The organism is Pseudomonas sp. KH_017 (assembly GCF_057840285.1).
The window spans coordinates 6328192-6352200 of the sequence record NZ_CM174509.1; the positions used below are offsets into that span (position 1 = coordinate 6328192).

Annotated in this window: 19 protein-coding genes; 6 read left to right on the forward strand and 13 right to left on the reverse strand. The window is 60.5% G+C overall.

Features of this window, described 5'->3' with window-relative positions; all coding sequences use genetic code 11:
• Positions 1 to 9: 9 nt before the first annotated feature.
• A complete protein-coding gene (lpdA, locus tag AC3IT6_RS28945) occupies positions 10 to 1410 on the forward strand; it encodes a dihydrolipoyl dehydrogenase (RefSeq protein ID WP_489353882.1) in 1401 nt (466 codons plus the stop codon).
• 129 nt (positions 1411 to 1539) lie between these two features.
• On the opposite strand, the gene AC3IT6_RS28950 is transcribed toward lpdA, so the two are convergent.
• Entirely contained in the window at positions 1540 to 2013 is a 474-nt protein-coding gene (locus tag AC3IT6_RS28950; protein ID WP_150724827.1) for an Lrp/AsnC family transcriptional regulator, read from the reverse strand.
• A 145-nt stretch (positions 2014 to 2158) separates the two neighbouring features.
• On the opposite strand from AC3IT6_RS28950, the gene AC3IT6_RS28955 reads away from it, so the two are divergent.
• On the forward strand, positions 2159 to 2788 hold the full coding sequence (locus AC3IT6_RS28955; RefSeq protein WP_489353883.1) for a LysE family translocator: 630 nt from the start codon (positions 2159 to 2161) through the stop codon (positions 2786 to 2788).
• Between the two features lie 3 nt (positions 2789 to 2791).
• Here AC3IT6_RS28955 and AC3IT6_RS28960 read toward each other — a convergent pair whose 3' ends face one another.
• The 5 genes from AC3IT6_RS28960 to AC3IT6_RS28980 form a co-directional block, all read right to left on the reverse strand.
• Positions 2792 to 4909, reverse strand: a complete 2118-nt coding sequence (locus AC3IT6_RS28960; protein ID WP_489353884.1) for a hypothetical protein — start codon at positions 4907 to 4909, stop codon at positions 2792 to 2794.
• The gene (locus tag AC3IT6_RS28965; protein ID WP_489353885.1) at positions 4896 to 6092 is read right to left on the reverse strand and encodes a DUF3142 domain-containing protein; all 1197 of its coding nucleotides are present in this window, start codon (positions 6090 to 6092) and stop codon (positions 4896 to 4898) included. Before AC3IT6_RS28965 ends, AC3IT6_RS28960 begins: the two co-directional genes overlap by 14 nt.
• Before the next feature lie 108 nt (positions 6093 to 6200).
• The gene (locus AC3IT6_RS28970; RefSeq protein ID WP_489353886.1) at positions 6201 to 8231 is read right to left on the reverse strand and encodes a pyridoxamine 5'-phosphate oxidase family protein; all 2031 of its coding nucleotides are present in this window, start codon (positions 8229 to 8231) and stop codon (positions 6201 to 6203) included.
• A 63-nt stretch (positions 8232 to 8294) separates the two neighbouring features.
• Positions 8295 to 8921 carry a glutathione S-transferase family protein gene (locus AC3IT6_RS28975; protein ID WP_489353888.1) on the reverse strand — a complete coding sequence of 209 codons (627 nt, stop codon included), beginning with the start codon at positions 8919 to 8921 and terminating at the stop codon, positions 8295 to 8297.
• Between the two features lie 120 nt (positions 8922 to 9041).
• Positions 9042 to 9944: a LysR family transcriptional regulator gene (locus tag AC3IT6_RS28980; RefSeq protein WP_489353889.1), complete on the reverse strand. Its 903-nt coding sequence runs from the start codon at positions 9942 to 9944 to the stop codon at positions 9042 to 9044.
• Between the two features lie 583 nt (positions 9945 to 10527).
• Here AC3IT6_RS28980 and AC3IT6_RS28985 point away from each other — a divergent pair.
• The 4 genes from AC3IT6_RS28985 to AC3IT6_RS29000 are packed head-to-tail and all read left to right on the forward strand — an operon-like array spanning position 10528 to position 15337.
• Entirely contained in the window at positions 10528 to 11685 is a 1158-nt protein-coding gene (locus AC3IT6_RS28985; RefSeq protein ID WP_489353890.1) for an AI-2E family transporter, read from the forward strand.
• A gap of 14 nt (positions 11686 to 11699) precedes the next feature.
• On the forward strand, positions 11700 to 13211 hold the full coding sequence (locus tag AC3IT6_RS28990; RefSeq protein ID WP_489353892.1) for an efflux transporter outer membrane subunit: 1512 nt from the start codon (positions 11700 to 11702) through the stop codon (positions 13209 to 13211).
• A complete protein-coding gene (locus tag AC3IT6_RS28995) occupies positions 13204 to 14322 on the forward strand; it encodes an HlyD family secretion protein (RefSeq protein ID WP_489353894.1) in 1119 nt (372 codons plus the stop codon). The genes AC3IT6_RS28990 and AC3IT6_RS28995 overlap by 8 nt, the downstream gene beginning before the upstream one ends.
• Complete coding sequence (locus tag AC3IT6_RS29000) at positions 14312 to 15337, forward strand: DUF2955 domain-containing protein (RefSeq protein ID WP_489353895.1); 1026 nt, start codon at positions 14312 to 14314, stop codon at positions 15335 to 15337. Before AC3IT6_RS28995 ends, AC3IT6_RS29000 begins: the two co-directional genes overlap by 11 nt.
• A gap of 45 nt (positions 15338 to 15382) precedes the next feature.
• Here the strand turns inward: AC3IT6_RS29000 and glmS are convergent, their stop codons facing one another.
• The 7 genes from glmS to atpA all read right to left on the reverse strand — a co-directional run bounded on the left by glmS (position 15383) and on the right by atpA (position 24002).
• A complete protein-coding gene (glmS, locus tag AC3IT6_RS29005; protein ID WP_489353896.1) occupies positions 15383 to 17215 on the reverse strand; it encodes a glutamine--fructose-6-phosphate transaminase (isomerizing) in 1833 nt (610 codons plus the stop codon).
• 1 nt (position 17216) lies between these two features.
• Positions 17217 to 17993, reverse strand: a complete 777-nt coding sequence (locus AC3IT6_RS29010) for a DeoR family transcriptional regulator (protein ID WP_150728262.1) — start codon at positions 17991 to 17993, stop codon at positions 17217 to 17219.
• Between the two features lie 194 nt (positions 17994 to 18187).
• Entirely contained in the window at positions 18188 to 19555 is a 1368-nt protein-coding gene (gene glmU, locus AC3IT6_RS29015) for a bifunctional UDP-N-acetylglucosamine diphosphorylase/glucosamine-1-phosphate N-acetyltransferase GlmU (RefSeq protein WP_489353898.1), read from the reverse strand.
• A gap of 113 nt (positions 19556 to 19668) precedes the next feature.
• Positions 19669 to 20094 carry a F0F1 ATP synthase subunit epsilon gene (locus AC3IT6_RS29020; protein ID WP_007969909.1) on the reverse strand — a complete coding sequence of 142 codons (426 nt, stop codon included), beginning with the start codon at positions 20092 to 20094 and terminating at the stop codon, positions 19669 to 19671.
• A gap of 45 nt (positions 20095 to 20139) precedes the next feature.
• Entirely contained in the window at positions 20140 to 21519 is a 1380-nt protein-coding gene (gene atpD / locus AC3IT6_RS29025; RefSeq protein WP_008045671.1) for a F0F1 ATP synthase subunit beta, read from the reverse strand.
• Positions 21520 to 21546: 27 nt separating this feature from the next.
• Positions 21547 to 22407, reverse strand: a complete 861-nt coding sequence (gene atpG, locus AC3IT6_RS29030) for a F0F1 ATP synthase subunit gamma (RefSeq protein ID WP_008045673.1) — start codon at positions 22405 to 22407, stop codon at positions 21547 to 21549.
• A gap of 50 nt (positions 22408 to 22457) precedes the next feature.
• Positions 22458 to 24002 (reverse strand): F0F1 ATP synthase subunit alpha, encoded by a 1545-nt coding sequence (gene atpA, locus AC3IT6_RS29035; RefSeq protein WP_030132553.1) that lies wholly within the window; start codon positions 24000 to 24002, stop codon positions 22458 to 22460.
• Positions 24003 to 24009 lie beyond the last annotated feature (7 nt).

A 24009-nucleotide genomic window follows, 5' to 3' on the forward strand; every position in this document is an offset into this window, starting at 1 on the left:
AGTACATCCATGAGCATTTATGACGTCGTGATACTCGGCGGTGGCCCCGGCGGTTACAACGCGGCGATCCGCGCCGGACAACTGGGTCTGAAAGCCGCCTGCGTGGAAGGACGCGCCACACTCGGCGGCACCTGCCTGAACGTTGGTTGCATGCCGTCCAAGGCGTTGCTGCATGCCTCCGAACTGTACGACGCGGCCATGGGGGCGGAATTTGCCAACCTGGGGATCGACGTCAAACCCAGCCTCAACCTCGCCCGGATGATGACGCAAAAGGATGAAAGCGTTACCGGGTTGACCAAGGGCATCGAATTTCTTTTCCGCAAAAACAAAGTCGACTGGATCAAAGGCTGGGGCCACATCGACGGACCGGGCAAAGTCACTGTGACCGATAGAGCCGGTGGCAAGACCGAACTGATCGCCAGGGACATCATCATTGCCACCGGTTCCGAGCCCATGCCCCTGCCTGGTGTGGACATCGATAACAAACGCATCCTCGACTCCACCGGTGCCCTGGCCCTGAGCGAGGTGCCCAAGCATCTGGTTGTGATCGGTGCCGGCGTGATCGGCCTGGAACTGGGTTCGGTCTGGCGACGCCTTGGGGCGCAGGTAACGGTGGTCGAGTTTCTCGACCGGATCTGCCCTGGCGTGGACATCGAAGCCGGCAAAACCCTGCAACGCTCCCTGAGCAAGCAAGGCTTGAGTTTCAAGTTGAGTTCAAAAGTGACCAGCGCTACCAGCTCCGCCAATGGCGTTCAGCTCAGTATCGAGCCTGCCGCTGGCGGTGCTGCAGAGTTGCTGGAAGCGGATTACGTATTGGTGGCCATCGGGCGCCGACCTTATACACAGGGCCTGGGCCTGGAGAACGTCGGCCTCGCCACCGACAAGCGCGGCATGCTCGCCAACAAGGGGCATCGCACCGAAGCCGCCGGCGTCTGGGTGATTGGTGACGTGACCTCAGGTCCCATGCTCGCCCACAAGGCCGAGGACGAAGCCATGGCCTGCGTCGAGCAGATCGTCGGCAAGGCGGGCGAGGTCAATTACAACCTGATCCCCAGTGTGGTCTACACCAAACCGGAACTGGCCAGCGTCGGCAAGACCGAAGAGCAGCTCAAGGCCGAAGGCCGGGCGTACAAGGTCGGCAAGTTTCCCTTCACCGCCAACAGTCGGGCGAAGATCAACCACGAAACCGAAGGCTTCGCCAAAGTGCTGGCCGATGAGCGCACGGACGAAGTCCTCGGCGTGCATCTGGTCGGCCCGAGCGTCAGTGAAATGATTGGCGAGTACTGCGTGGCCATGGAATTCAGTGCCTCGGCCGAAGACATCGCCCTGACCTGCCACCCACACCCGACCCGCTCCGAGGCCTTGCGCCAGGCGGCGATGAATGTGGAGGGGATGGCGACGCAGATGTAAGGCCATGGACTGGCGGTGACGGGGCCACCGCCTTCGCGAGCAAGTCGGATCGCCGCTCCCACAGTTGATCTGTGGCGTTCACAAAACCAGTGTGGGAGCGGGCTTGCTCGCGAAAGCAGGCGACTCGGTTTAAAGCGGCAAATGCTCCAGCGGCAACACCCCCGGGGCCTTCACCGTGTGAATCGCAAAGTTGCTGCGGATGTCGCTCACCCCCGGCAGCTTCAGCAAACGCCCGGTGAGAAAGCGGTCATAGGCACGCAAGTCCGGCACCACCACCTGCAGCAGAAAGTCCGACTCCCCTGACACCAGAAACGCCGAAATCACCTCGGGTAATGCCGTCACCGCCTGGCGAAAGGCTTCGGCTTGTTCATCGTTATGACGCTCGACCTTGACCCCGACAAACACCGTCAGCCCCAACCCCACTTCATCGCGATCAAGATTGGCCTGGTAGCCGCGAATAACCCCCGCCTCTTCAAGCATCCGCACCCGGCGCAAGCAAGGCGATGCCGACAGGCCAATCTCGTCTGCCAGTTGCACATTGCTCAAGCGGCCATCCCGTTGCAGTGCGGCGAGAATCTTGCGGTCGTAGGCGTCGAGTTTCATGGTTTGGCAGATCCTGATGGTTCAATCTTGATTAAGTGGCAGATTATGCCAATACACGCCCCGATAGAAGCTGACAACGCAAGCACCTGCCCCGCCCTTCAGCCCTAGACTGGCACGACCAAATCGACAACGAATGGGGTGCAACATGCAAGGTCTCTGGCTGTTTTTCATGGCACTGGCAGTGGTTTACCTGTTGCCGGGGCCCGACATGATCCTGCTGTTGCAGACCGGTGCCCGCCAGGGCAAAGGCGCCGCGCTGGCCACGGCCGTGGGCCTGGGCATCGCCCGAGGTTGCCATGTGGCATTGGCGGCACTGGGGCTGGCGGCACTGTTCAAGGCGGCGCCCTGGACTTTCGACGTGGTGCGCCTGGCCGGTGCCGCGTATCTGCTGTGGATCGGCATTCAGTGCCTGCGAACCACGATGCTGCCGAGCCTCACCAGCGCCGACGCAACCGGCGAAAAACCGCGCTGGGGCGCAGCCATCCGACGCGGACTGCTGACCAACCTGCTCAACCCCAAGGCACTGCTGTTCTGCTCGGTGCTACTGCCGCAATTCATCAACCCACAGGCCGGGCCGGTGCTCGGGCAATTTGCGACCTTGGGCGTGGTGCTGGTCGGTGTCGGTTTGCTGTTCGACAGCGCCTACGCTTTGATCGGCGCGGCACTCGGCCGTTGGCTGCAACGCAGCCCCTCAGCCCAGCGCCTGCAACAATGGTTGTTCGGCAGCCTGTTGATCGGTTTCGCCGTGCGGCTGACCTTTGTGCAACAGGTTTGAACCTCACTGCGCCTTGCGGCGGCGACGCTTGAACATCAACAGCGCGGCTGCCGCGAACGCCATTACGCTACCGACCTGTAACGGCGTCTTGTACGGTCGCAAGGCCGAGCGCGCAGCGTCGGTGACTTGGGTCACGTAGCGTTTGTCGGCGTTCTCGAAGTCGGGGTACGGGCACTGGTGGCCGAAGTTGGCGGCCCACTCCACGTAAGGCCCTTCTTTGACATAACGCTGATAAATCGCACTTTGCTCTTCGAGGCTGCTGTTCCACCCCGACGCCTCGCACAACACCGCCGCAAACGCCTGGCTGGTGTGAGGCAAGTTATCCGCCGCCTTGCTCGCCAGCGCGGTGGCCACGAAGCGATAGTGGTAACGCTGATCTGGTTGGGCAGTGCTGGCCTGCTGGCGCTTCACTTCGTCCTCGGCCACCAACGGACCAACCTTGAGCTCGTCGTTTGCCAAGGTGAAGTTACCGCCGAAGGTGGCGTAATCCGGCGCCATCTCGTAGCCCAGAATGTCCATCCCCCACTCGCGGGCCGTCCAGGCCGCGTTGAACAGCGCAGCGGCGCGACGGGTCGGCCACCAGGCTGCATCAGCCGCCAGACGTTGCTCGCCATACAATCTTGCCTTGTGCCGCAAACCGTCATTATCGAAGTATGCCGGTGCCTCCTCGTAATGCCCCTCGCGCAACAAGCGCCGACCCAGCAGATTGCGCAGGCTCGCTGCCACCGGCAAGGGCACGTAGTTGTCGCGGTCCTGCTGGCTGAGCGGTGGCGGTGCCGGCACTTGAGTGTCGACGTAGTGCTTGAGTTCTTCGAGGGTCAACACGCGCTCGGCAACGGTGGCGGCGTCGAACCAGTAAATGCTTTGGCTGCGATACAGCTGATCGAAGGCTTGCAGGTAATCCCCGCGTTGCAGGGCCAGGATCGCACTTTCACCCTCGACCCGGCATTTGGGCTGAAGCGTTTCGTAATCGAAGTCCGGGGTCCGTCGCTCGCCCCAGGATTCATTCTGCGGGAAGGCCTGGGCCGCTTTGGCATAGGCTGCGGCGGCCGCGGTTTTATCGCCCTCGCGCACCGCCAGTTTCGCCCGCAGCCACCAGGCCAAACCGCCATCGCCGGCATGTTCGAGGAAAGCCTTGGCGCTGGCGTAATCACCCTGTTGATAATTCATCGCCGCCAGGCGGTCGGAGTTTTCGAGACTGCCACGGGTGCTGTTTTGCAGCAGCTTGATCATTTTTTGTTCGTTGGGCGGTTGATCGCCGAACGACCAACCCAACCGACTGATCAGCGATGCGGTCACCAGTTGCTGCACTGGCTGGCCCTTGAGCAACTTGGCCACCTGATCCTCCGGCAGCGTCATCAGGTCCGCCATCAATAGCTTCAGCGATTCGTAGCCCACCGCGGAGCCGTGCAGATTCTGCGTGGCGTATAGCTCGATGGCGCGGTTCCAGTCGCCGGCGGTGCGTACCACCCGGGCTTCTTCGCCGAGGCTGGCGACACCCAGTTCCAGTGGATCACTGAAGCCGTCGATGCTCAGTTGCCGGGCTTGCTCGAAGGCCCTTGCGGATTGCTCAAGCAGACCCGGAGCCGAATCGGCTTCGACGCTCATGGCGAACAACGCGCGCCCCAGCGAATAAGCCGCCCAGGTGCTGCGCGAGGCCCGTTGCTCGGCGGGCAAGGCCAGCACTTTCTTGAAATACCCGGCGGCCAAGGCAGGATCACCCGCGCCAAATGCCACAGCGCCGGCCAGGTACAACCTGAGCTCAGGCGGCAGTTGCGCGCCCTCGTTTTCAACCTGACGGGCATCGGTCAGGCTGCGTAGGTGTTTCACCAACACTTGTTGCTCAGCGGACAGTCCGGCTTGCTCAGCCTGATCCCGCAGCGCTACTGGGTCAGTTTCATCCGCGTAGTTGGCGCCAGCGGTGACATTCTTCAAGCCTTTGATGGCGTGGCCGAGGCGGCTGATTTCGAAGCTGAAGTTGCCTTCCGGCAGTTCCGCCAGCGACTGGCCACGGTTATCCAGCAGGCGCATGGGGAAGTCCGGGCCGCAGGCCAGCGCCGAACCCAGCGGCAGGCTGAGGCTCAGGCAAAGCAAATGACGCGGCCAGTTACGGGTGAACATTCGAACCTCCTTGATCAATGTGTGCGCAGCGAGCCCAACCAATGGCACGCTGTCCGCCGGCCGGTATTCGGCCATCGCGCAGGCGGGTGAAGGTAAGCAGATCCGGACGCTGTTGCAACGCGTAACCGGCCAAGGCATCGGCGCCCTCACAACCGCTCACTGCCAGTGTCAGGCGTTCGGGCCAGGCGCGGTCGAGATTGCCCTGGTTGCTGATGCCGATGTCATAGAGGCCATTGTCGGCCGAGAGTTTCAGGTTCAATTGACTGTCGAGCGCATCACCGCGCGCCACGGCGCGCAAGGTGGTCAAGCTCCAGGCCCGACGGTCGTTGGCCAATGGCAGGCGAAACCAGATCAGGCCCGCCAGATGTTTCGGTGGATCGGCCCGCAGCTCGGTACCGAGGGTGCGCAACGACTGCGGATCGGCGAGCAACTCCCGGCGCAGGCCTTCGCGCTCCAGCGTGACTTCGCTTTCCACAACGGGTGCGCCACCCTCCGACGGCAGCAACGCCACGCCATAGGCCGGCAGCGCCAGATAGAAGGGTTTCGTCGTGATTCGGCTCCAGGCTTTCGCCCATTGCCGGGCCTGATCGGCATCAAACAAGCCGCTACGCGGATCGCTCACCGCGTGCACCTGCAACACGCTGCTGTCGACTGTGGATAACAACGTCGGCAGTTCACGACTGTCGAGCCATGACGGCAACGCGGTGATGCTCAGGGGCAGCGACGTCGGCAACGCTCCGCGCAAATGTGCGAGAAGTTGGCGGTACGCCGGTAGCCGGGCATTACCGGCGTCGTGGTCGATTTCCACACCGGTGAGGTTCACCTCCTGCCCCTGCCAATCGCTGATCACCTGCCGGATTTGCGCCGTAACCTCATCCTGATCCAGCGCCTTGAGCTGCCCATCCAGGCGAATCACCGCAATCACCGGCCGACCATCGCGCTTGAGCAGTGCCGGATCAATCCGGGTCCGACTCCAGCCCGCGTTGGGAAAAGCCTGCAAGGCCAGCACCCGCAACGTCGAAAAATCGGCGCGGCTGTCCCGGAGGGCGGCATCGTGGGCCGGCGTCCACTGCCGCTGCCAGACGTAAAGCTGTTGATCCAGCGGCGGTGCATCCTGTCTTTCGCAACCGGTGGTGAGCGCCAACGCCATCAGCAAGACCATCGAGCGAGTGAAAAAAACCATTGAAACGCCTGTTCCTGAAATGCAGAAAGGGCCATTGCGGCTCTTTTTCGTTCTGCCCCTACCCTACTCAGCCATCGACCGGCGGGCAATGTTCGCCTGCAATGATCTTCAGATATCGAGCACCAACGGCTGCGCCCCCTGCGCCGGAATCGCACAGCAGATCAGTACCTGTCCGTCATCCGGCACCTCCGCTGGCGGCAGTGGGTAATGCACCTGACCGCTGATCAGGCGCGTCCTGCAGGTGCCGCAGGAACCACCACGACAACTGAATTCCGGACGCAGGCCACGGCTTTCCGCCAGCTCCAGCAAGCTGCCGCCATCCGGTTGCCAGCGCGCCTCCTTGGCCGAACGCTGGAACACCACGGGCACGGACGTGGTGGCGGCTGGCGGTTGCTCGATGACCACCGCATCGGGGTCCGGTCGCCGGCGCAAGGTGGACGGGCCGAAGGTTTCGGCGTGAATCCGCGAATCGCGAATGTCCAACTCGCGCAAGCCGTCGTACAGCGCCTGGGTAAAACTCCCGGGACCACAGACGACAAAATCCAGCTGATCGTAGTCCTCGACTGCCAGCAGAACCTTGAGCAGCGCGACGTCGATCCGTCCACTGAGGTCGAAGTCCTCTCCTTGTATTGCCTCGACTTCCGGTTGGCTGAGCAAGCGCACCACCCGCACCGCGTCCCCGGCATCCTCGAGCAAGCGATCCAGCTCCCGGCGAAACGGTTGGTCGGCCAGCGTGCGCGAACTCTGGATGAACCAGGTCGGCCGGATACGGCGGGTGCGCAAACCCTGGTAAACCACTTCCCGCAGCATCGACAACAGCGGCGTGATGCCGACCCCGGCCGCCAGCAACACCAGTGGCCGACGCTCATGGGGCGCCACGGTGAAATGCCCTTGCGGCGCCCGCGCTTCCAATACATCGCCAACACGAATCTGCTCATGCAAATGCGTAGACACCCGCCCGTCACGCTTCACGCTGATGCGGAAAAAATCATCGGACGGCGCGCTCGATAGGCTGTACGTGCGAATGAGCACATCGCCGCCAATGTTGAAGCGCAGGGGCAAATGCTGCCCGGCCTGGAACAGTGGCAACCCGGCCCCATCGGCGGGCTTCAGGTAAATCGAGCGAATGCTGTGGCTTTGCGCTTCAATCCGCACCACCCGCAACGGCCGCCATTGATCGCCCAGGGCCTTGGCCTGCAAACGCGCCTTGGCCTGCTCCCATGTGCCGGTGAGCAAACTGGTGGGTGAAATACCGTCGAAGCGCCAGCGCAACGCCAGGGCGGCCGGGCGACGGACCACCTGCTCGACATCGATCGTCCACAGGCGCTCGGCCCCCTGGAACGCCTCGACCTGGGGACCGTCCAGGATGATTTCGGTGCGCCCGCTGAGCTGCAGCAAATCACCGGTATTGAAATCGATGAACAACAACCCGGCCCGGGGATTGAGCAGCAGGTTGCCCAAGGTGTTGAAATGCAGGTTGCCGGCGAAGTCCGGAATGGTCAGGCGATTGCCTTCCACCTGTACGAAACCGGCCTGACCGCCGCGGTGAGACACATCCACCGAACGTTCACCGTCGACATCCACATAACTGGCAACGAAGAAGGTGTCCGCCTCGGCGATCATGGCTTTGGCCGCATCATCCAGTTCGTAGAAATGCCGGGCGGCACGCGTCGAGGGATCGGCCAGCGGCACCGAGCGAAACTGGCGCAACTGAATGTACTGCGGGCAATTGCCGAAGGACTGGTCCACCGTCACTGCGAAACCGTCCATGGACATGGCGCGAACATGCCCATTGATGCGGTTGCGGCGGCGGGTGTGCAACTCGATGCCCAACAGGCCGATGGCCGAGCCGTCGCTCAACTGCGCGGGATCATCAAAGGCCGGCAGGCTGCGAAATTGCAACAAGCCAGGTTCTGGCGAGTGTGCGAAACCGGGCTGACCTTCAAGGATGCTGGCCCAGGGATGACCGTCGGCATCCACCGTTGCGTACAGCATGAACGGCAATTGCTGATAGAAGGTGCGGTGCTGGTCCGGCATCTCGCTGCGAATCACCTTACGACCGAACGCCTCCATTCGTTCGGCAACGCCCACATGCGCCTGCAGTTGTTTCTCGCCGGCATGCCAGGGTGAACGGTCCATACGGCTGCTCCCTTGCGCCAGTGGCGCAGAACGGGGTGGCCCGGCAACACCGGGCCGCCGGCATCAGGCGGTTTTTTGCAGACCAGCGACGGTGCGCGGCATGCCGACAAAACCCGGCAAGGCTTCGATGCGGGCCAGCCAGGCGCGAATGTTGGCGTACTCCTCCAGCGACACATTGCCCTCAGGCGCGTGGGCGATGTAGCTGTAGGCGGCGACGTCGGCAATCGTCGGTTCAGTGCCGGCCAGATACGGCGTATTGGCCAGTTCGTGATCGATCACTTTGAGCACGGTATGGGTGTAGGCAATCACTTCCGCAGCGTTGTAAGGCGCGCCAAACACAGTGATCAATCTTGCCCGGGCAGGGCCGAAGGCTATCGGACCGGCAGCCACCGACAACCAGCGCTGGACCTTGGCGGCCCCTACCGGATCAGCCGGCAACCAGCGACCGTTGCCGTACTTTTGTGCCAGGTAAACCAGAATCGCGTTGGAGTCGGCCAATACCACGCCTTGGTCATCAATCACCGGCACCTGACCGAATGCATTACGCGCCAGAAACGCCGGTTGCTTGTGTTCGCCCTTGGCGAGGTCAACGAAGATCAATTCGGTCGGCAATTTCAGCAGGGACAGCATCAACTCGACCCGATGAGCGTGGCCGGAACGTGGGAAGTTGTAGAGTTTGATCGCTTGCATGGTCGACACCTCGGGGTCAGTGGTGCTGTTCAGGAGAGAGATGGGTCGTATCTTCTACTCACATCCAAACCAACAGAATCACCAGCCAACGCAATCCATTATTTCACTGGTTGAAATAATTCAACGCGTGAGTGCCGGATGCTCGCGCAGGGTCTTCACCGCGAAATCGACAAAACTGCGCACCCGGGCCGGCGCTTTGCGCCCGCCCTGATAGACCACATGGATGGGCAACGGCGGCAGTTCGAAGTCGGCCAGAATGATTTCCAGCTCACCGGCAGCCACCTTGCTCGCCACTTGATAAGACAGTACCCGCGTGAACCCCAATCCCAGACAGGCTGCCGTGATGGCCGCCTGATTCGCCGTCACCACCAGTCGCGGTTCAGCCCGGACACTCAAGGTTTCGCCGTCTTCAATGAATGGCCAACTCCTGAGTTGGCCGATAGCCGAGGTCGCAATAATCGGCGCCTGGGCCAGTTCCCGGGGATGCCTGGGCCGACCATGGCTGGCCAGAAACTGTGGCGAGGCGCAGATCACCCGACGCACCTCGCCGACCCGAATCGCATGCTGGTTGCTGTCAGGGAGTTCGCCGATGCGAATCGCCACATCGACGCCCTCCTCGACCACGCTCACCACCCGGTCCACCAGCAGCGCGTTGATGCAGACCTCGGGGAATTGCGTCAGATAATTCACCATCATCGGCGTGACGAACAGCTCTCCAAACAAGACCGGTGCGGTGATGGTCAGTTGCCCACGGGGATGGATATGGCTGCCCGCTGCCGAGTCCTCGGCTTCCTGCACCTCGGCGAGAATTCTCCGACAGTCCTCCAGATATCGCTGACCAGCCTCGCTCAAATACACGCTGCGCGTGGTACGCGTGAGCAGTTGTGTGCCTATTCGCTTCTCCAGCGCCGCGACCGCTCGGGTGACACTGGCCGCCGACAGGCCCAAACCCCGCGCCGCCGCCGAAAAACCCTGCTCCTTGGCGACAGCAGCGAAGACCTGCATTTCCTGGAAGCGGTCCATGGGCAAGTCCTCATTTCAGATAGATAAATCGCAACCGAAGGCCGGAATGTTAAGCGCAAATGTTCAACAACATAGTTGGGCGTCCGACCATCAGGTAAATCAATGGGCTACTGCACTCTAGCGCCTGCACCGTAAAAACCAAGCGTGTCACAAACCTCAAAAACCGGACCGGGGATTATTGATAATTATTGAGGATTATTTTCTTGCGACGGGTGCGACTGTTGGCAATTATCCGGATCGGTCCGCTGCAACGGCTAATGCCTGACACGAAACAAGAGCCACTGGCTCGGCGCAGCTCGTTTCCAGGCAAGGGCGCGTCAGCGGACTCCATCAACTGCAGCAGAATTCCAGCCTGTACAAACAGGCGGAATATACGACTGCTCCTATACTACAAACCACCCTGTTACCTATTGAGTATTTGGTAGGTACCTCGTTGAAATTTTCCCTACTTGAAGTAAGGCGTTATTGGGTTTTTAACGCTTGGACGGCTGTCCGTGGATCTTGCTTCAAGGATTCACTTAGTAGGGAAGAGTTGAACTTGAACCGGCTGGCTAACCTGTGTGACACAGCAAGGAGTTCGACAATGTTGCGCACTAACATTTCCGCTAGAGCACTGTCCGGTGGTTTGCTCGACGTACTGATTCGCGCCGGGCTGATTACGGTGCTGGTACTGTTCTGCTTCCAGATCTTTCATCCCTTCCTCAACCTGATGCTCTGGGCAATGATTCTGGCCATCACCCTGTATCCGCTGCATGCGCTCATCAAGCGCAAGCTGGTCAACAAGGATGGTCGTGCCGCTACCCTGATCGTGGTGGTCGCCCTGGCTTTGCTGATGGTACCGATCTACCTGCTGGGCACCTCGATCAGTGAATCGGTCCAGGGCACCCTGGCGGTCCTCAAGTCCGATACGCTGCAGATTCCGCTCCCCAGCGAAAAAATCGCTTCCCTGCCGCTCATTGGCGAGCCGCTCTATGGCTACTGGATGCAGGCCGCCACCGACATGAGCAGCGTGGTGATGAAGGTGTTGCCCTATATCAAGTCCGTCGGCCTGACGTTGTTGGGCAAAATGGCTGACGTTGGCGTAGGTTTTCTGTTGTTCATCGGCGCCCTGATCATTGCCGGCGTGTTCATGGCCTACGGCGAAAACGGCGAAAGAAGCGCCCTGGCCATCACCTCGCGCCTTTCCGGACCAGAGCGTGGGCCACGCATTACCGTGCTCTGCACTGCGACCATCCGCGCGGTCGCCCAAGGCGTGGTGGGCATCGCGTTCATTCAGATGTTGCTGGTTGGCGTGGGCTTCGTGCTCATGGGTGTCCCCGGTGCCGGGCTGCTGGCCATGGTGGCGCTGTTGATGGGGATCATGCAATTGCCGGTACTGCTGGTGACCATCCCGGTGATCGCCTATGTCTTCGCCACCGACGGCACCACCTTGGGCACCGTCGTGTTTGGCATCTACAGCCTGATCGCCGGGATGGCCGACAACGTCCTCAAGCCGTTGATGCTGGGTCGTGGCGTCGATGTACCCATGCCGGTGATTCTGATTGGCGCCCTGGGCGGCATGGTAAGCGGCGGCTTCATTGGTTTGTTCATCGGGCCGGTTGCGTTGGCGGTGGGCTACCAATTGTTCTGGCAATGGGTCCAGGACCAACCGTCTGCCGAGGTCATGAACGAGACACCCGAGATCGAGGCGTTGAACGAGACACCGAAGATAGAGGCAACGAACGATCAGCGTCCTGTCTGAGGAGTTTGCGCTTGATGCCACGCCCTGCTCGCATCAGCCGGCTTCTGCTCTGTGGCACCGTCGTCCTGGGGGGCTGCGTGCAACTTGGCCCGGATTTCCAGTCGCCGGCCCAGCCCTGGGTCGACCACTGGAACAGCCCGGCCCTGGAAATTGCCGGCCAACAACACGCGCAACCTGACAGCCGCCAATGGTGGCGCGTGTTCAACGACCCGGTGCTGGACCTTTTGATGGCCGAAGCCGATGCCCACAACCCCGACCTGCACGTCGCTGGCCTGCGGGTCATGGAGTCCCGGGCACAATTGGGTATCGCCCTGAGTGGACGCTACCCGCAATTGCAGCAGGCCAGCGCCGACAGCCTGTACCTGAACCGTCGACAGTCGGGCGGCGCCAACCCTCAGGACACGCATTTCTGGCAACACAGCGTCGGCTTCGATATCGGCTGGGAACTGGATTTCTGGGGGCGTTTCAGCCGCGCCATCGAGTCGGCCGACGCCTCCTGGTTTGCCGCCCAGGCCAACTATGAAAATGCCTTGGTGCTGTTGCACGCGCAACTGGCGCAAAACTACTACGCCTTGCGCACCGCCGAGGCGCGCCTGGCCATCGCCCGCAGTAACGCCAAATTGCAGAAGCGCAGCTACGAGATCACCGAGCGCCTGTTCAACAGCGGGGCCGAAGCCGAACTCGATCTGCAACAAGCCAAGACCCAGTACCTGGGCACCCTCAGTACCATCCCGGATTTCGAGAGCCAGGTGGCGAGCTTGCGCAATGCGTTGTCCACCCTGATCGGCCAGCCACCCGGCTCGATCCCTGACCTCAATCGCAACACCGGCTTAGTGCCGCTGCTCGATACCGCGGTGTTGCAGGATGTGCCGGCCAACCTGCTGGTGCGGCGCCCCGATGTTCGTGCTGCCGAGCTGCAAGTGGCCGCGCAATCGGCGTTGATCGGTGTGGCCGAGACCGACCTGTACCCCTCCATCAGCCTGCTGGGCAGCATCGTCTGGTCCGCCAGCTCGCTCAATGGTGCACCCAACACCCTCGACATGGTGGCCGGCCCCAGTCTGCGCTGGGACATCTTCGACCACGGCCGGATCACCAACAACGTTCGTGTGCAGGATGCGCGCTTGCAGCAATTGATCGTTATCTACCAGGACAGCGTGCGCCAGGCGGCGCGTGAGGCCGACGATGCCGCGACCGGCTTGATCAAGGCACTGGAGCGCGACCAAATCCTCAGTGATGCATCGGTGGCCGCCGAACGATCGGTGACCCTGGCCAACGCCCAATACCGCGAAGGCTATTCGGATTTCCAGCGCGTGCTGGATGCCCAGCGCGCCCTGTTTGCCCAGCAGGATATCTACCTGGTCAACCGTGGCACCGCCGTCAACAGCCTGATCGCCCTGTACAAGGCCTTGGGCGGCGGCTGGTACAGCGACCAGCCGTTGATAGACCCGGCCACCCGCAAACAAATGCAAGAACGGACCGATTGGGGCGATCTGCTCGACGAACCGAAGGAAAGTGCCCATGACTGACAGCCAACAACCGGTCGACGAGAAAGCCCCGGCACCCGCCGCCGACCCTGCGAAAAAAGCGATCAATTGGGTGGTGCTGCTGATCATCCTGAGCCTGGTCTGGTACCTGATGGCCGACCGTTACACGCCCTACACGCAACAGGCACGGGTGCAGGCCTTTATTGTGCCGGTAGCGGCCGAGGTATCCGGCCGGGTGACCAAGGTGCTTGTACGCAACAACCAGGACGTCAAGGCCGGCGACTTGCTGTTTGAAGTCAACCCGGAGCAGTACCAGATTGCCGTCGATCGCGCCCGCGCCGACCTTGAATCGACCCGTCGCCAGGTGGGCGCCAACACCGCCGGCGTCGACTCCAAGCAAGCCTCACTGCGTGCGTCCCAGGCCAACGAACTCAAAGCACGCCAGGACATCCAGCGGCTTGAGCGTCTGTACAGCGAAGACCCGGGCACCATCTCGCTGCGGCGCCTGGAGATATCCCGCGCCACCCTGTCAGAATCCATCAGCCAGGTCGCCGCGGCCAAGGCCGAAGTGCAACGTGCACGGGAACAACAGGGCGGTAACGAAGACGAAAACGCCCAACTGCTCAGCGCCGCCAGCAACCTTGAAAAAGCCGAGCTGGACTTGAGCAACACTAAGATCCACGCGCGCTCCGCCGGCCTGATCACCGATCTGCGCACCGATGTCGGCCAGTTCGCCGCCGCCGGTGCTCCGGTGATGACCCTGATCGCTATCCACGATGTGTGGATCAGCGCCGACATGACCGAAAACAATCTGGGCAGTGTCCAGCCCGGGACGCCGGTGTCCATCATCCTCGACGCCCACCCGGGCAGAATTTTCAAAGGCCATGTGCGCAGCGTCGGCTATGGCGTCGATATCGGCCAGACCACCCAGCCGGGCAGCCTGCCGACAGTGGAGAACAGTCGCGATTGGTTACGCCCTGCCCAGCGCTTTCCGGTCATCATCGAGTTCGAGCCCGGTGAATTGACCGGCCCGCAAGGTATCCGGTCCGGCGGACAGGCCGAAGTCATGGCATTCCCGAGTGAGAGTAACCCGCTGAATATCCTGGGTCGCCTGTTCCTGCGCGTGATGAGCTGGATGTCCTATGCGTATTGAGCGCCCGGCCCAGGTTCAGCGCGCCCTGCGCCTGAGCTTCGGCACGGCGCTGTGCCTGGCGGCGAGCTTTGGTCTGGCCCTGCCCATCCCGTTCCTCTCGCCGATGCTGGCGCTGATGATGCTGGCAGCGATGAACCGGCCGTTGCCGTTCAAGGCCAGTCTGGGCCTGATCCTGATCCTTATGCTGACCACCGGGACCGGCCTGCTGCTCATTCCCCTGCTGCGTTACTACCCGTTCAGTGGCGTGTTGCTGGTCGGACTGTGTCTGTTCCTGGCCTTCGGTTATGGCCTGCGCGGCGGCAACCCGCTGGTGGCGACCTTCCTGGTGGTGGGCCTGACCTTGATCAGCTCGGCCGGAACCGCTGAATTCGCCCTGGCGCTTGAGGTGATCGTGGCCCTGGTCAAGGGCCTGTTCCTGGCGGTCACTGCGCTGACCATCAGCCATTGGCTGTTTCCCGAGCCCGCCAGTGCCCCCGCGGCCAAACCCGGCCCGAGCCTTACTCCAACCGAAAGCGGTTGGCTGGCGCTACGGGCCACGCTGGTGGTGCTGCCGACTTTCCTGCTGGCCATGATCGACCCGGCCAGCTACCTGCCGATCATCATGAAAGCCGTCAGCCTTGGCCAACAAAGCTGCGCGACCAGCGCCCGCACCGCCGGCCAGGAATTGCTCGGCTCGACCCTGCTCGGTGGCCTGATGGCGATTCTCTTCTGGTGCGCGCTGAGCCTGTTCGTCAACCTGTGGATGTTCTTTCTGTGGATGTTGCTGTTCGGTTTGCTGGCGGCCAGAAAGCTCTATGGCCTGGCCCTGACCCGACAACCACCGAGTTTCTGGCTCAACAGCCTGGCGACCCTGATCATTCTGCTCGGCCAATCGGTGCAGGACAGTGCCGCGGGCAAGGATGTCTACACCGCCTTCGCCATCCGCATGGGCCTTTTCATTCTGGTGACCTTGTACGCCTGCGTCATGGTCCATCTGCTGGATACGCGGCGCCAGCGTCGAATTACGACCGCCTAGAAACAGAAAAACCCCCTGAGAAGGGGGTTTTTCATTGTGGATAACTTATTCCACGGTGACCGACTTCGCCAGGTTGCGCGGCTGGTCAACGTCGGTGCCCTTGAGCACGGCGACGTAGTACGACAGCAGTTGCAGCGGGATGGTGTAGAGAATCGGCGAAAGGATGTCGTGGATGTGCGGCATGTGCACCACGTGGGTGCCTTCACCGTTGGTCATGCCGGCCTTCTCGTCTGCGAAGACGATCAACTGGCCACCACGGGCGCGGACTTCCTGAAGGTTGGACTTCAGCTTCTCCAGCAGTTCGTTGTTCGGCGCCACAGTCACCACTGGCATGTCGTTATCCACAAGCGCCAACGGGCCGTGTTTCAGCTCACCGGCCGGATAGGCTTCGGCGTGGATGTAGGAGATTTCCTTGAGTTTGAGTGCCCCTTCCATCGCCACCGGGAACTGCGCGCCACGGCCGAGGAACAGCGTGTGGTGTTTCTCGGCGAACAGCTCGGAGATTTTTTCCACAGTGCTGTCCATGGCCAGCGCCTCGCCCAGACGGGTCGGCAAACGACGCAGTTCTTCGACCAGCGTTGCTTCGACACCTTCGGCCAAGGTGCCACGAACCTGACCCAGGGAAAGCGTCAGCAACAACAGGCCAACCAGTTGCGTGGTGAAGGCTTTGGTCGATGCCACACCGATTTCGCGACCGGCCTGGGTCAACAGGGTCAGATCGGATTCACGCACCAGCGAGCTGATACCGACGTTGCAGATCGCCAGGCTGGCGAGGAAGCCCAGTTCCTTGGCGTTGCGCAGCGCGGCCAGGGTGTCGGCGGTTTCGCCGGACTGGGAAATGGTCACGAACAAAGTATCCGGCTGCACCACTACCTTGCGGTAACGGAATTCGCTGGCGACTTCGACCTGGCAAGGAATGCCGGCCAGTTCTTCGAGCCAGTAACGCGCGACCATGCCGGCGTGGTAACTGGTGCCGCACGCGACGATCTGTACGTTGCGTACTTTGGCGAACAGCTCGGCAGCTTGCGGGCCGAATGCCTGTACCAGTACCTGGTTCTGGCTCAGACGACCTTCCAGGGTGCGCTGCACCACAGATGGTTGCTCGTGGATTTCCTTGAGCATGAAGTGGCGGAACTCGCCCTTTTCAGCGGCTTCGGCACCGTCGCGATACTGCACGGCTTCGCGCTCGACAGCCTGGCCGTCAATGTCCCAGATCTGCACGCTGTCGCGGCGGATTTCGGCGATATCGCCTTCTTCCAGGTACATGAAGCGGTCGGTGACCTGACGCAGGGCCAACTGGTCGGACGCCAGGAAGTTTTCCCCCAGGCCCAGGCCGATCACCAGCGGGCTGCCGCTGCGGGCTGCGACCAGACGATCCGGTTGCTTCGAGCTGATAACTGCCAGGCCGTAAGCACCGTGCAACTCTTTGACGGTCGCCTTGAGGGCCACGGTCAGGTCGCTCAGATCCTTGAGTTTGTGGTTCAGCAGGTGAGCGATGACTTCGGTGTCGGTGTCCGAGGTGAACACATAACCCAGGGCCTTGAGTTGTTCACGCAAGGCTTCGTGGTTTTCGATGATGCCGTTGTGCACCACCGCCAGGTCACCGGAGAAATGCGGGTGAGCATTGCGCTCGCACGGTGCACCGTGGGTGGCCCAGCGGGTGTGGGCGATACCCAGACGACCGACCAGCGGCTCGGTGGTCAGTGCCTGCTCCAGCTCACTGACCTTGCCCGGACGACGCATGCGCTCGAGTTTTTCATCGTTGGTGTAGACCGCCACACCAGCGCTGTCATACCCACGGTATTCGAGGCGTTTCAGGCCTTCGACGAGGATGGCGGTGATGTTACGTTCTGCAACTGCGCCGACAATTCCACACATGCTATTTCTCCTGACTGACAGCCGCGCAAATCAAATTGATGCCGCGGGCCTGAATCTGATCGCGAGCCTCAAGCGGCAGGCGTTCATCCGTAATAAGGGTATGGACACTGCTCCAGGGCAGCTCCAGGTTGGGAATCTTGCGGCCGATTTTGTCAGCCTCCACCATCACGACTACTTCGCGGGCGACTTCGGCCATGACCCGGCTCAGCCCGAGCAGTTCGTTGAAGGTGGTTGTACCGCGAACCAGATCGATGCCATCGGCGCCGATAAACAGCTGGTCGAAGTCGTAGGAGCGGAGTACCTGCTCGGCAACCTGCCCCTGAAAGGACTCGGAATGCGGGTCCCAGGTACCACCGGTCATCAACAGCACCGGTTCGTGCTCAAGTTCGCTCAGGGCATTAGCGACATGCAGCGAGTTGGTCATCACCACCAGGCCGGGTTGCTGTCCGAGTTCCGGAATCATGGAGGCGGTGGTACTGCCACTGTCGATGATGATGCGCGCATGCTCGCGAATCCGCGCGACGGCGGCACGGGCGATGGCTTGCTTGTACTTGGAAACCGGCTGGCCAAGGTCCGCGACCAGCTCCTGAGGCATGGTGATCGCCCCGCCGTAACGACGCAGCAACAGGCCATTGCTTTCAAGTGCCGCCAGATCCTTGCGAATCGTAACTTCCGACGTTTCGAAGCGCTTGGCCAACTCATCCACACTGACTTCGCCCTGCTCATTGAGCAAGGCGAGGATGTTGTGACGACGCTGAGGCGTATTGCGCTTCGACATGAGCGGATAAGTTTCGTTTCGAAAGATGGCGGAAGCAATCAAAACCTATCAGCGAAACTTCGTCAAGCGCCATGCGATAAAAAGAGCTGTGGATAAAAGCATCGCGGGCAAGTCGGAGCGGCGATCCGACTTGCCCGCGAATACGATAGATCAGCCTGTGAATAACTTCAGACGATCACCTATCTGTGGATAACTTAGCTCTTGTTGATCTTCTCCGGCCGCTTCCAGCCGTCGATGTTCTTCTGACGAGCACGCCCGATGGCCAACTGGGATTTATCCACAGCCGAGGTAATGGTCGAGCCGGCCGCCGTGGTCGCACCGTCCAGGATATCCACAGGTGCTACCAACGAGTTGTTGGAACCAATGAACACATCTTCGCCCAACACGGTTTTCCACTTGTTGGCGCCATCATAGTTGCAGGTGATGGTACCGGCACCGATGTTGGTACGCGCGCCCACTTCGGCATCGCCCAGATAAGCCAGGTGACCGGCCTTGGCGCCTTCGCCCAGGTGCGCGTTTTTCAACTCGACGAAGTTACCCACATGCGCCCGGGCTTCCAGCACGGTACCTGGACGCAGACGCGCGAACGGGCCGGCATCGCTGCCTTCACCCAGAATGGCACCTTCGATATGGCTGTTGGCCTTGATGACCACGCCTTTGCGCAGGGTGCTGTCCTTGATCACACAGTTCGGGCCGATCACCACGTCATCCTCAATGACGACCTTGCCTTCGAGGATCACGTTGATGTCGATCAGTACGTCGCGGCCCACGGTCACGTCTCCGCGCACGTCGAATCGCTCCGGGTCGCGCAGCGTCACGCCTTGAGCCATCAAACGGCGACCGGCGCGCAATTGATAATGCCGTTCCAGTTCGGAAAGCTGCTTGCGGTCGTTGGCGCCCTGCACTTCCATGGCGTCGTGCGGTTGCTCGGTGGCCACCACCAGACCATCGCTCACTGCCATGGCAATGATGTCGGTCAGGTAGTACTCGCCCTGGGCGTTGTTATTGGAAAGTCGGCTCATCCAGTCGCCAAGACGGGCAAAAGGCAGCGCCAGAATGCCGGTATTGCCTTCGGTGATCTTGCGTTCGGCTTCGTTGGCATCTTTCTGTTCGACGATGGCCGTAACTTTACCAGCGTCATCACGAACGATGCGGCCATAACCGGTCGGATCATCCAGTTCGACGGTCAGCAAGCCCAACTGCTGCGGCCCCACCTTCTTAAGCAGGCGCTGCAGGGTGTCGACCTCGATCAACGGCACATCACCGTAGAGCACCAGCACGGTGTCGGACTGAATGAACGGCACGGCTTGAGCAACGGCGTGACCGGTACCCAACTGTTTATCCTGCAGGACGAAATTCAGATCATCCGCCGCCAGGCGTTCGCGCACGGCGTCGGCACCATGACCGATCACGACGTGGATGCGCTGTGGATCAAGTTGCCGAGCGCTGTGGATAACATGACCGAGCATGGAGTTGCCGGCAATCGGGTGCAAAACTTTCGGCAAAGCGGAACGCATGCGCGTGCCTTGGCCTGCAGCGAGAATAACGATTTCAAGAGACATGACTGGCTACCAATCCTGGGTGGTCAGCGGCTGCGACCGGGTTGTAAAAATCGGAAAAGAAAAAAGGGTAGCCGAGGCTACCCTTTTTAATCAATCACACAACAAGCGCAGCCTTAGTGGCCGAACTTCTTGCGGATCTGCTGGACGGTGCGCAGCTGAGCTGCAGCCTCGGCCAGACGTGCGGCAGCAGAACCGTAATCGAATTCTGCGCCTCGTTCATGCAAGGCCTTCTCGGCAGCCTTGACGGCTTCCTGAGCGGAGGCTTCATCCAGGTCGGCAGCACGTTGCACGGTGTCGGCAAGAACCTTGACCATGTTCGGCTGAACCTCGAGGAAACCACCGGAGATGTAATACACCTCCTCTTCCCCGCCCTGCTTGACCAGGCGGATCGGACCTGGCTTCAGATTAGTGATCAGCGGCGCGTGACCCAGGGCGATACCAAGATCACCCAGTGCACCGTGCGCAATCACCATCTCGACCAGACCGGAAAAGATTTCTCCTTCCGCGCTGACGATATCGCAATGGACTGTCATAGCCATCTGATTGCCTCAACCTAAATTAGCGCCCGTTGCCGGGCGCCGGGATTACAGTTTCTTGGCTTTTTCGATCGCTTCTTCGATGCCGCCAACCATGTAGAACGCTTGTTCTGGCAGGTGGTCGTAGTCACCGTTGAGGATGCCTTTGAAGCCAGCAATGGTGTCTTTCAGGGAAACGTATTTACCCGATGCACCGGTGAAGACTTCAGCCACGAAGAACGGCTGCGACAAGAAGCGCTGGATCTTACGAGCACGGTTTACCAACTGCTTGTCGGCTTCCGACAGCTCGTCCATACCCAGGATCGCAATGATGTCCTTCAGTTCTTTGTAACGCTGCAGAACGTACTGAACGCCGCGAGCGGTGTCGTAGTGGTCCTGGCCGATCACGTTCGGGTCCAGCTGGCGCGAAGTCGAATCCAGTGGGTCTACCGCTGGGTAGATACCCAGGGAAGCGATGTCACGGGACAGAACGACGGTAGCGTCCAAGTGGGCGAAGGTGGTCGCTGGCGACGGGTCGGTCAAGTCATCCGCAGGTACGTATACCGCTTGGATCGAAGTGATCGAACCTTCCTTGGTCGAAGTGATACGTTCTTGCAGAACGCCCATCTCTTCAGCCAGGGTCGGCTGGTAGCCTACTGCGGAAGGCATACGGCCCAGCAGTGCGGATACTTCAGTACCGGCCAAGGTGTAACGGTAGATGTTGTCGACGAACAGCAGAACGTCGTTACCTTCGTCACGGAACTTCTCGGCCATGGTCAGGCCAGTCAGAGCTACGCGCAGACGGTTACCCGGTGGCTCGTTCATCTGACCGTAAACCAGTGCCACTTTGTCCAGAACGTTGGAATCCTTCATCTCGTGGTAGAAGTCGTTACCCTCACGAGTACGCTCACCCACACCGGCGAACACGGAATAACCGCTGTGCTCGATGGCGATGTTACGGATCAGTTCCATCATGTTTACGGTCTTGCCTACACCGGCACCACCGAACAGACCGACTTTACCGCCTTTGGCGAACGGGCAAACCAGGTCGATAACCTTGATGCCGGTTTCCAGCAGGTCGTTGCCGCCTGCTTGTTCAGCGAACGAAGGCGCTGGACGGTGAATGCCCCAACGCTCTTCAGTAGCGATTGGACCTGCTTCGTCGATCGGGTTGCCCAGAACGTCCATGATCCGGCCCAGAGTCGCTTTACCGACGGGTACGGAGATGGCTGCGCCGGAGTCGACAACGTCCAGACCGCGCTTCAAGCCTTCGGTGGAACCCATCGCAATGGTACGAACCACGCCGTCGCCCAGCTGCTGCTGAACTTCCAGAGTGGTCCCGGCCGCGCTTTGAACTGTCAGCGCGTTGTAGATGCTCGGTACGCTGTCGCGTGGAAATTCCACGTCGATAACGGCGCCGATGATTTGAACGATACGTCCGCTACTCATAGCTGGATCCTCTGAATATTTGAACCGTTAAACCGCGGCAGCGCCGCCGACGATTTCCGAGATCTCTTGGGTGATCGCAGCCTGACGCGCCTTGTTGTAGACCAGCTGCAAATCGCTGATCAAATCACCGGCGTTGTCGGTAGCGTTCTTCATCGCGATCATCCGCGCAGCTTGTTCAGCCGCGTTGTTCTCGACCACCGCCTGGTAGACCTGCGACTCCACGTAACGGACCATCAAGCCGTCCAGCAGCTCCTTGGCATCCGGTTCGTAGAGATAGTCCCAGTGGTGCTTGAGGTCTTGATCCGGGGTTGCCACCAGTGGAATCAACTGCTCCACGGTAGGCTGTTGCGTCATGGTGTTGATGAACTTGTTGGACACCACGGACAGGCGGTCAATACGGCCGTCCAGGTAGGCATCCAGCATCACCTTGACGCTGCCGATCAGATCATTGATCGACGGCTCTTCACCCAGGTGGCTGATAGCTGCAACGACGTTACCGCCGAAGTTGCGGAAAAAGGCCGCACCCTTGCTACCAACGACACACAGATCGATCTCGACGCCGTTTTCGCGGTTTACCGCCATGTCCTTGACCAGGGCCTTGAACAGGTTGGTGTTCAAGCCGCCGCACAGACCACGGTCACTGCTCACTACGACATAACCAACACGCTTGATTTCGCGGTCGATCATGAACGGGTGGCGGTATTCCGGGTTGGCGTTGGCCAGATGCCCAATTACCTGGCGGATACGCTCCGCATAAGGACGGCTAGCAGCCATGCGCATTTGTGCCTTGCGCATTTTGCTGACCGCCACTTTTTCCATGGCGCTGGTAATCTTTTGCGTGCTTTTGATGCTCGCAATCTTACTGCGAATCTCTTTTGCGCCTGCCATGTAACACCTATCAGGTTAGCAAGCGGGAGCCTTGCGGCTCCCGCTGCGGCTTACCAGGTTTGGGTGGCCTTGAACTTCTCGATACCGGCTTTCATGCCAGCGTCGATTTCGTCATTGAAGTCACCTTTCACGTTGATCTTCGCCATCAAATCGGCGTGATCGCGGTTGAAGAAAGCAATCAGCGCTTGCTCGAAGCTGCCGATCTTGGCGATTTCAACGTCAGTCAGGAACCCACGCTCAGCGGCATACAGCGACAGCGCCATGTCAGCGATCGACATTGGTGCGTATTGCTTCTGCTTCATCAGCTCGGTAACGCGCTGACCATGCTCAAGTTGCTTACGGGTCGCTTCGTCCAGGTCAGAAGCGAACTGGGCGAATGCCGCCAGTTCACGGTACTGAGCCAGAGCGGTACGGATACCACCGGACAGCTTCTTGATGATCTTGGTCTGAGCGGCACCACCCACACGGGATACCGAAACACCGGCGTTCACTGCAGGGCGGATGCCCGAGTTGAACATGGCCGATTCCAGGAAGATCTGACCGTCGGTGATGGAAATCACGTTGGTCGGAACGAACGCGGAAACGTCGCCAGCCTGGGTTTCGATGATCGGCAGTGCGGTCAGGGAACCGGTTTTGCCGGTCACTGCGCCGTTGGTGAACTTCTCTACGTATTCTTCCGAAACGCGGGATGCGCGCTCCAGCAGACGGGAGTGGAGATAGAACACGTCGCCTGGGTAAGCTTCACGGCCTGGTGGACGGCGCAGCAGCAGGGAAATCTGGCGGTAAGCCACTGCTTGCTTGGACAGATCGTCATAAACGATCAGCGCGTCTTCACCGCGGTCGCGGAAGAATTCACCCATGGTGCAACCGGAGTACGGTGCCAGGAATTGCAGCGCAGGAGATTCCGAAGCACTGGCAGCCACGATGATCGTGTTGGCCAGGGCGCCGTTTTCTTCCAGCTTGCGAACCACGTTGGCGATGGTCGATTGTTTCTGACCGATTGCTACGTAGACGCAGAAAATGCCGCTGTTCTTCTGGTTGATGATCGCGTCGATCGCCAGAGCGGTTTTACCGATCTGACGGTCACCGATGATCAGCTCACGCTGGCCACGGCCGACAGGGATCATGGCATCGACAGCCTTGTAGCCAGTCTGTACAGGCTGGTCTACCGACTTACGCCAGATCACGCCTGGAGCAACTTTCTCGACCGCGTCGGTCTCGGTGTTGCCCAGTGGACCTTTGCCGTCAACAGGGTTACCCAGTGCGTCGACTACGCGACCCAGCAGTTCCTTACCAACCGGAACTTCGAGGATGCGGCCAGTGCACTTGGCGCTCATGCCTTCAGCCAGAGACTGGTATGCGCCCAATACAACGGCACCTACGGAGTCTTGCTCCAGGTTGAGGGCCATACCGAAGACGCCGCCCGGAAACTCGATCATCTCGCCGTACATTACGTCGGCCAGACCGTGAATCCGCACGATACCGTCAGATACGCTGACGACAGTGCCTTCGTTACGGGCTTGGGAGGTCACATCGAGCTTGTCGATGCGGCCCTTGATAATTTCACTTATTTCGGAAGGATTGAGTTGCTGCATTGCTCTG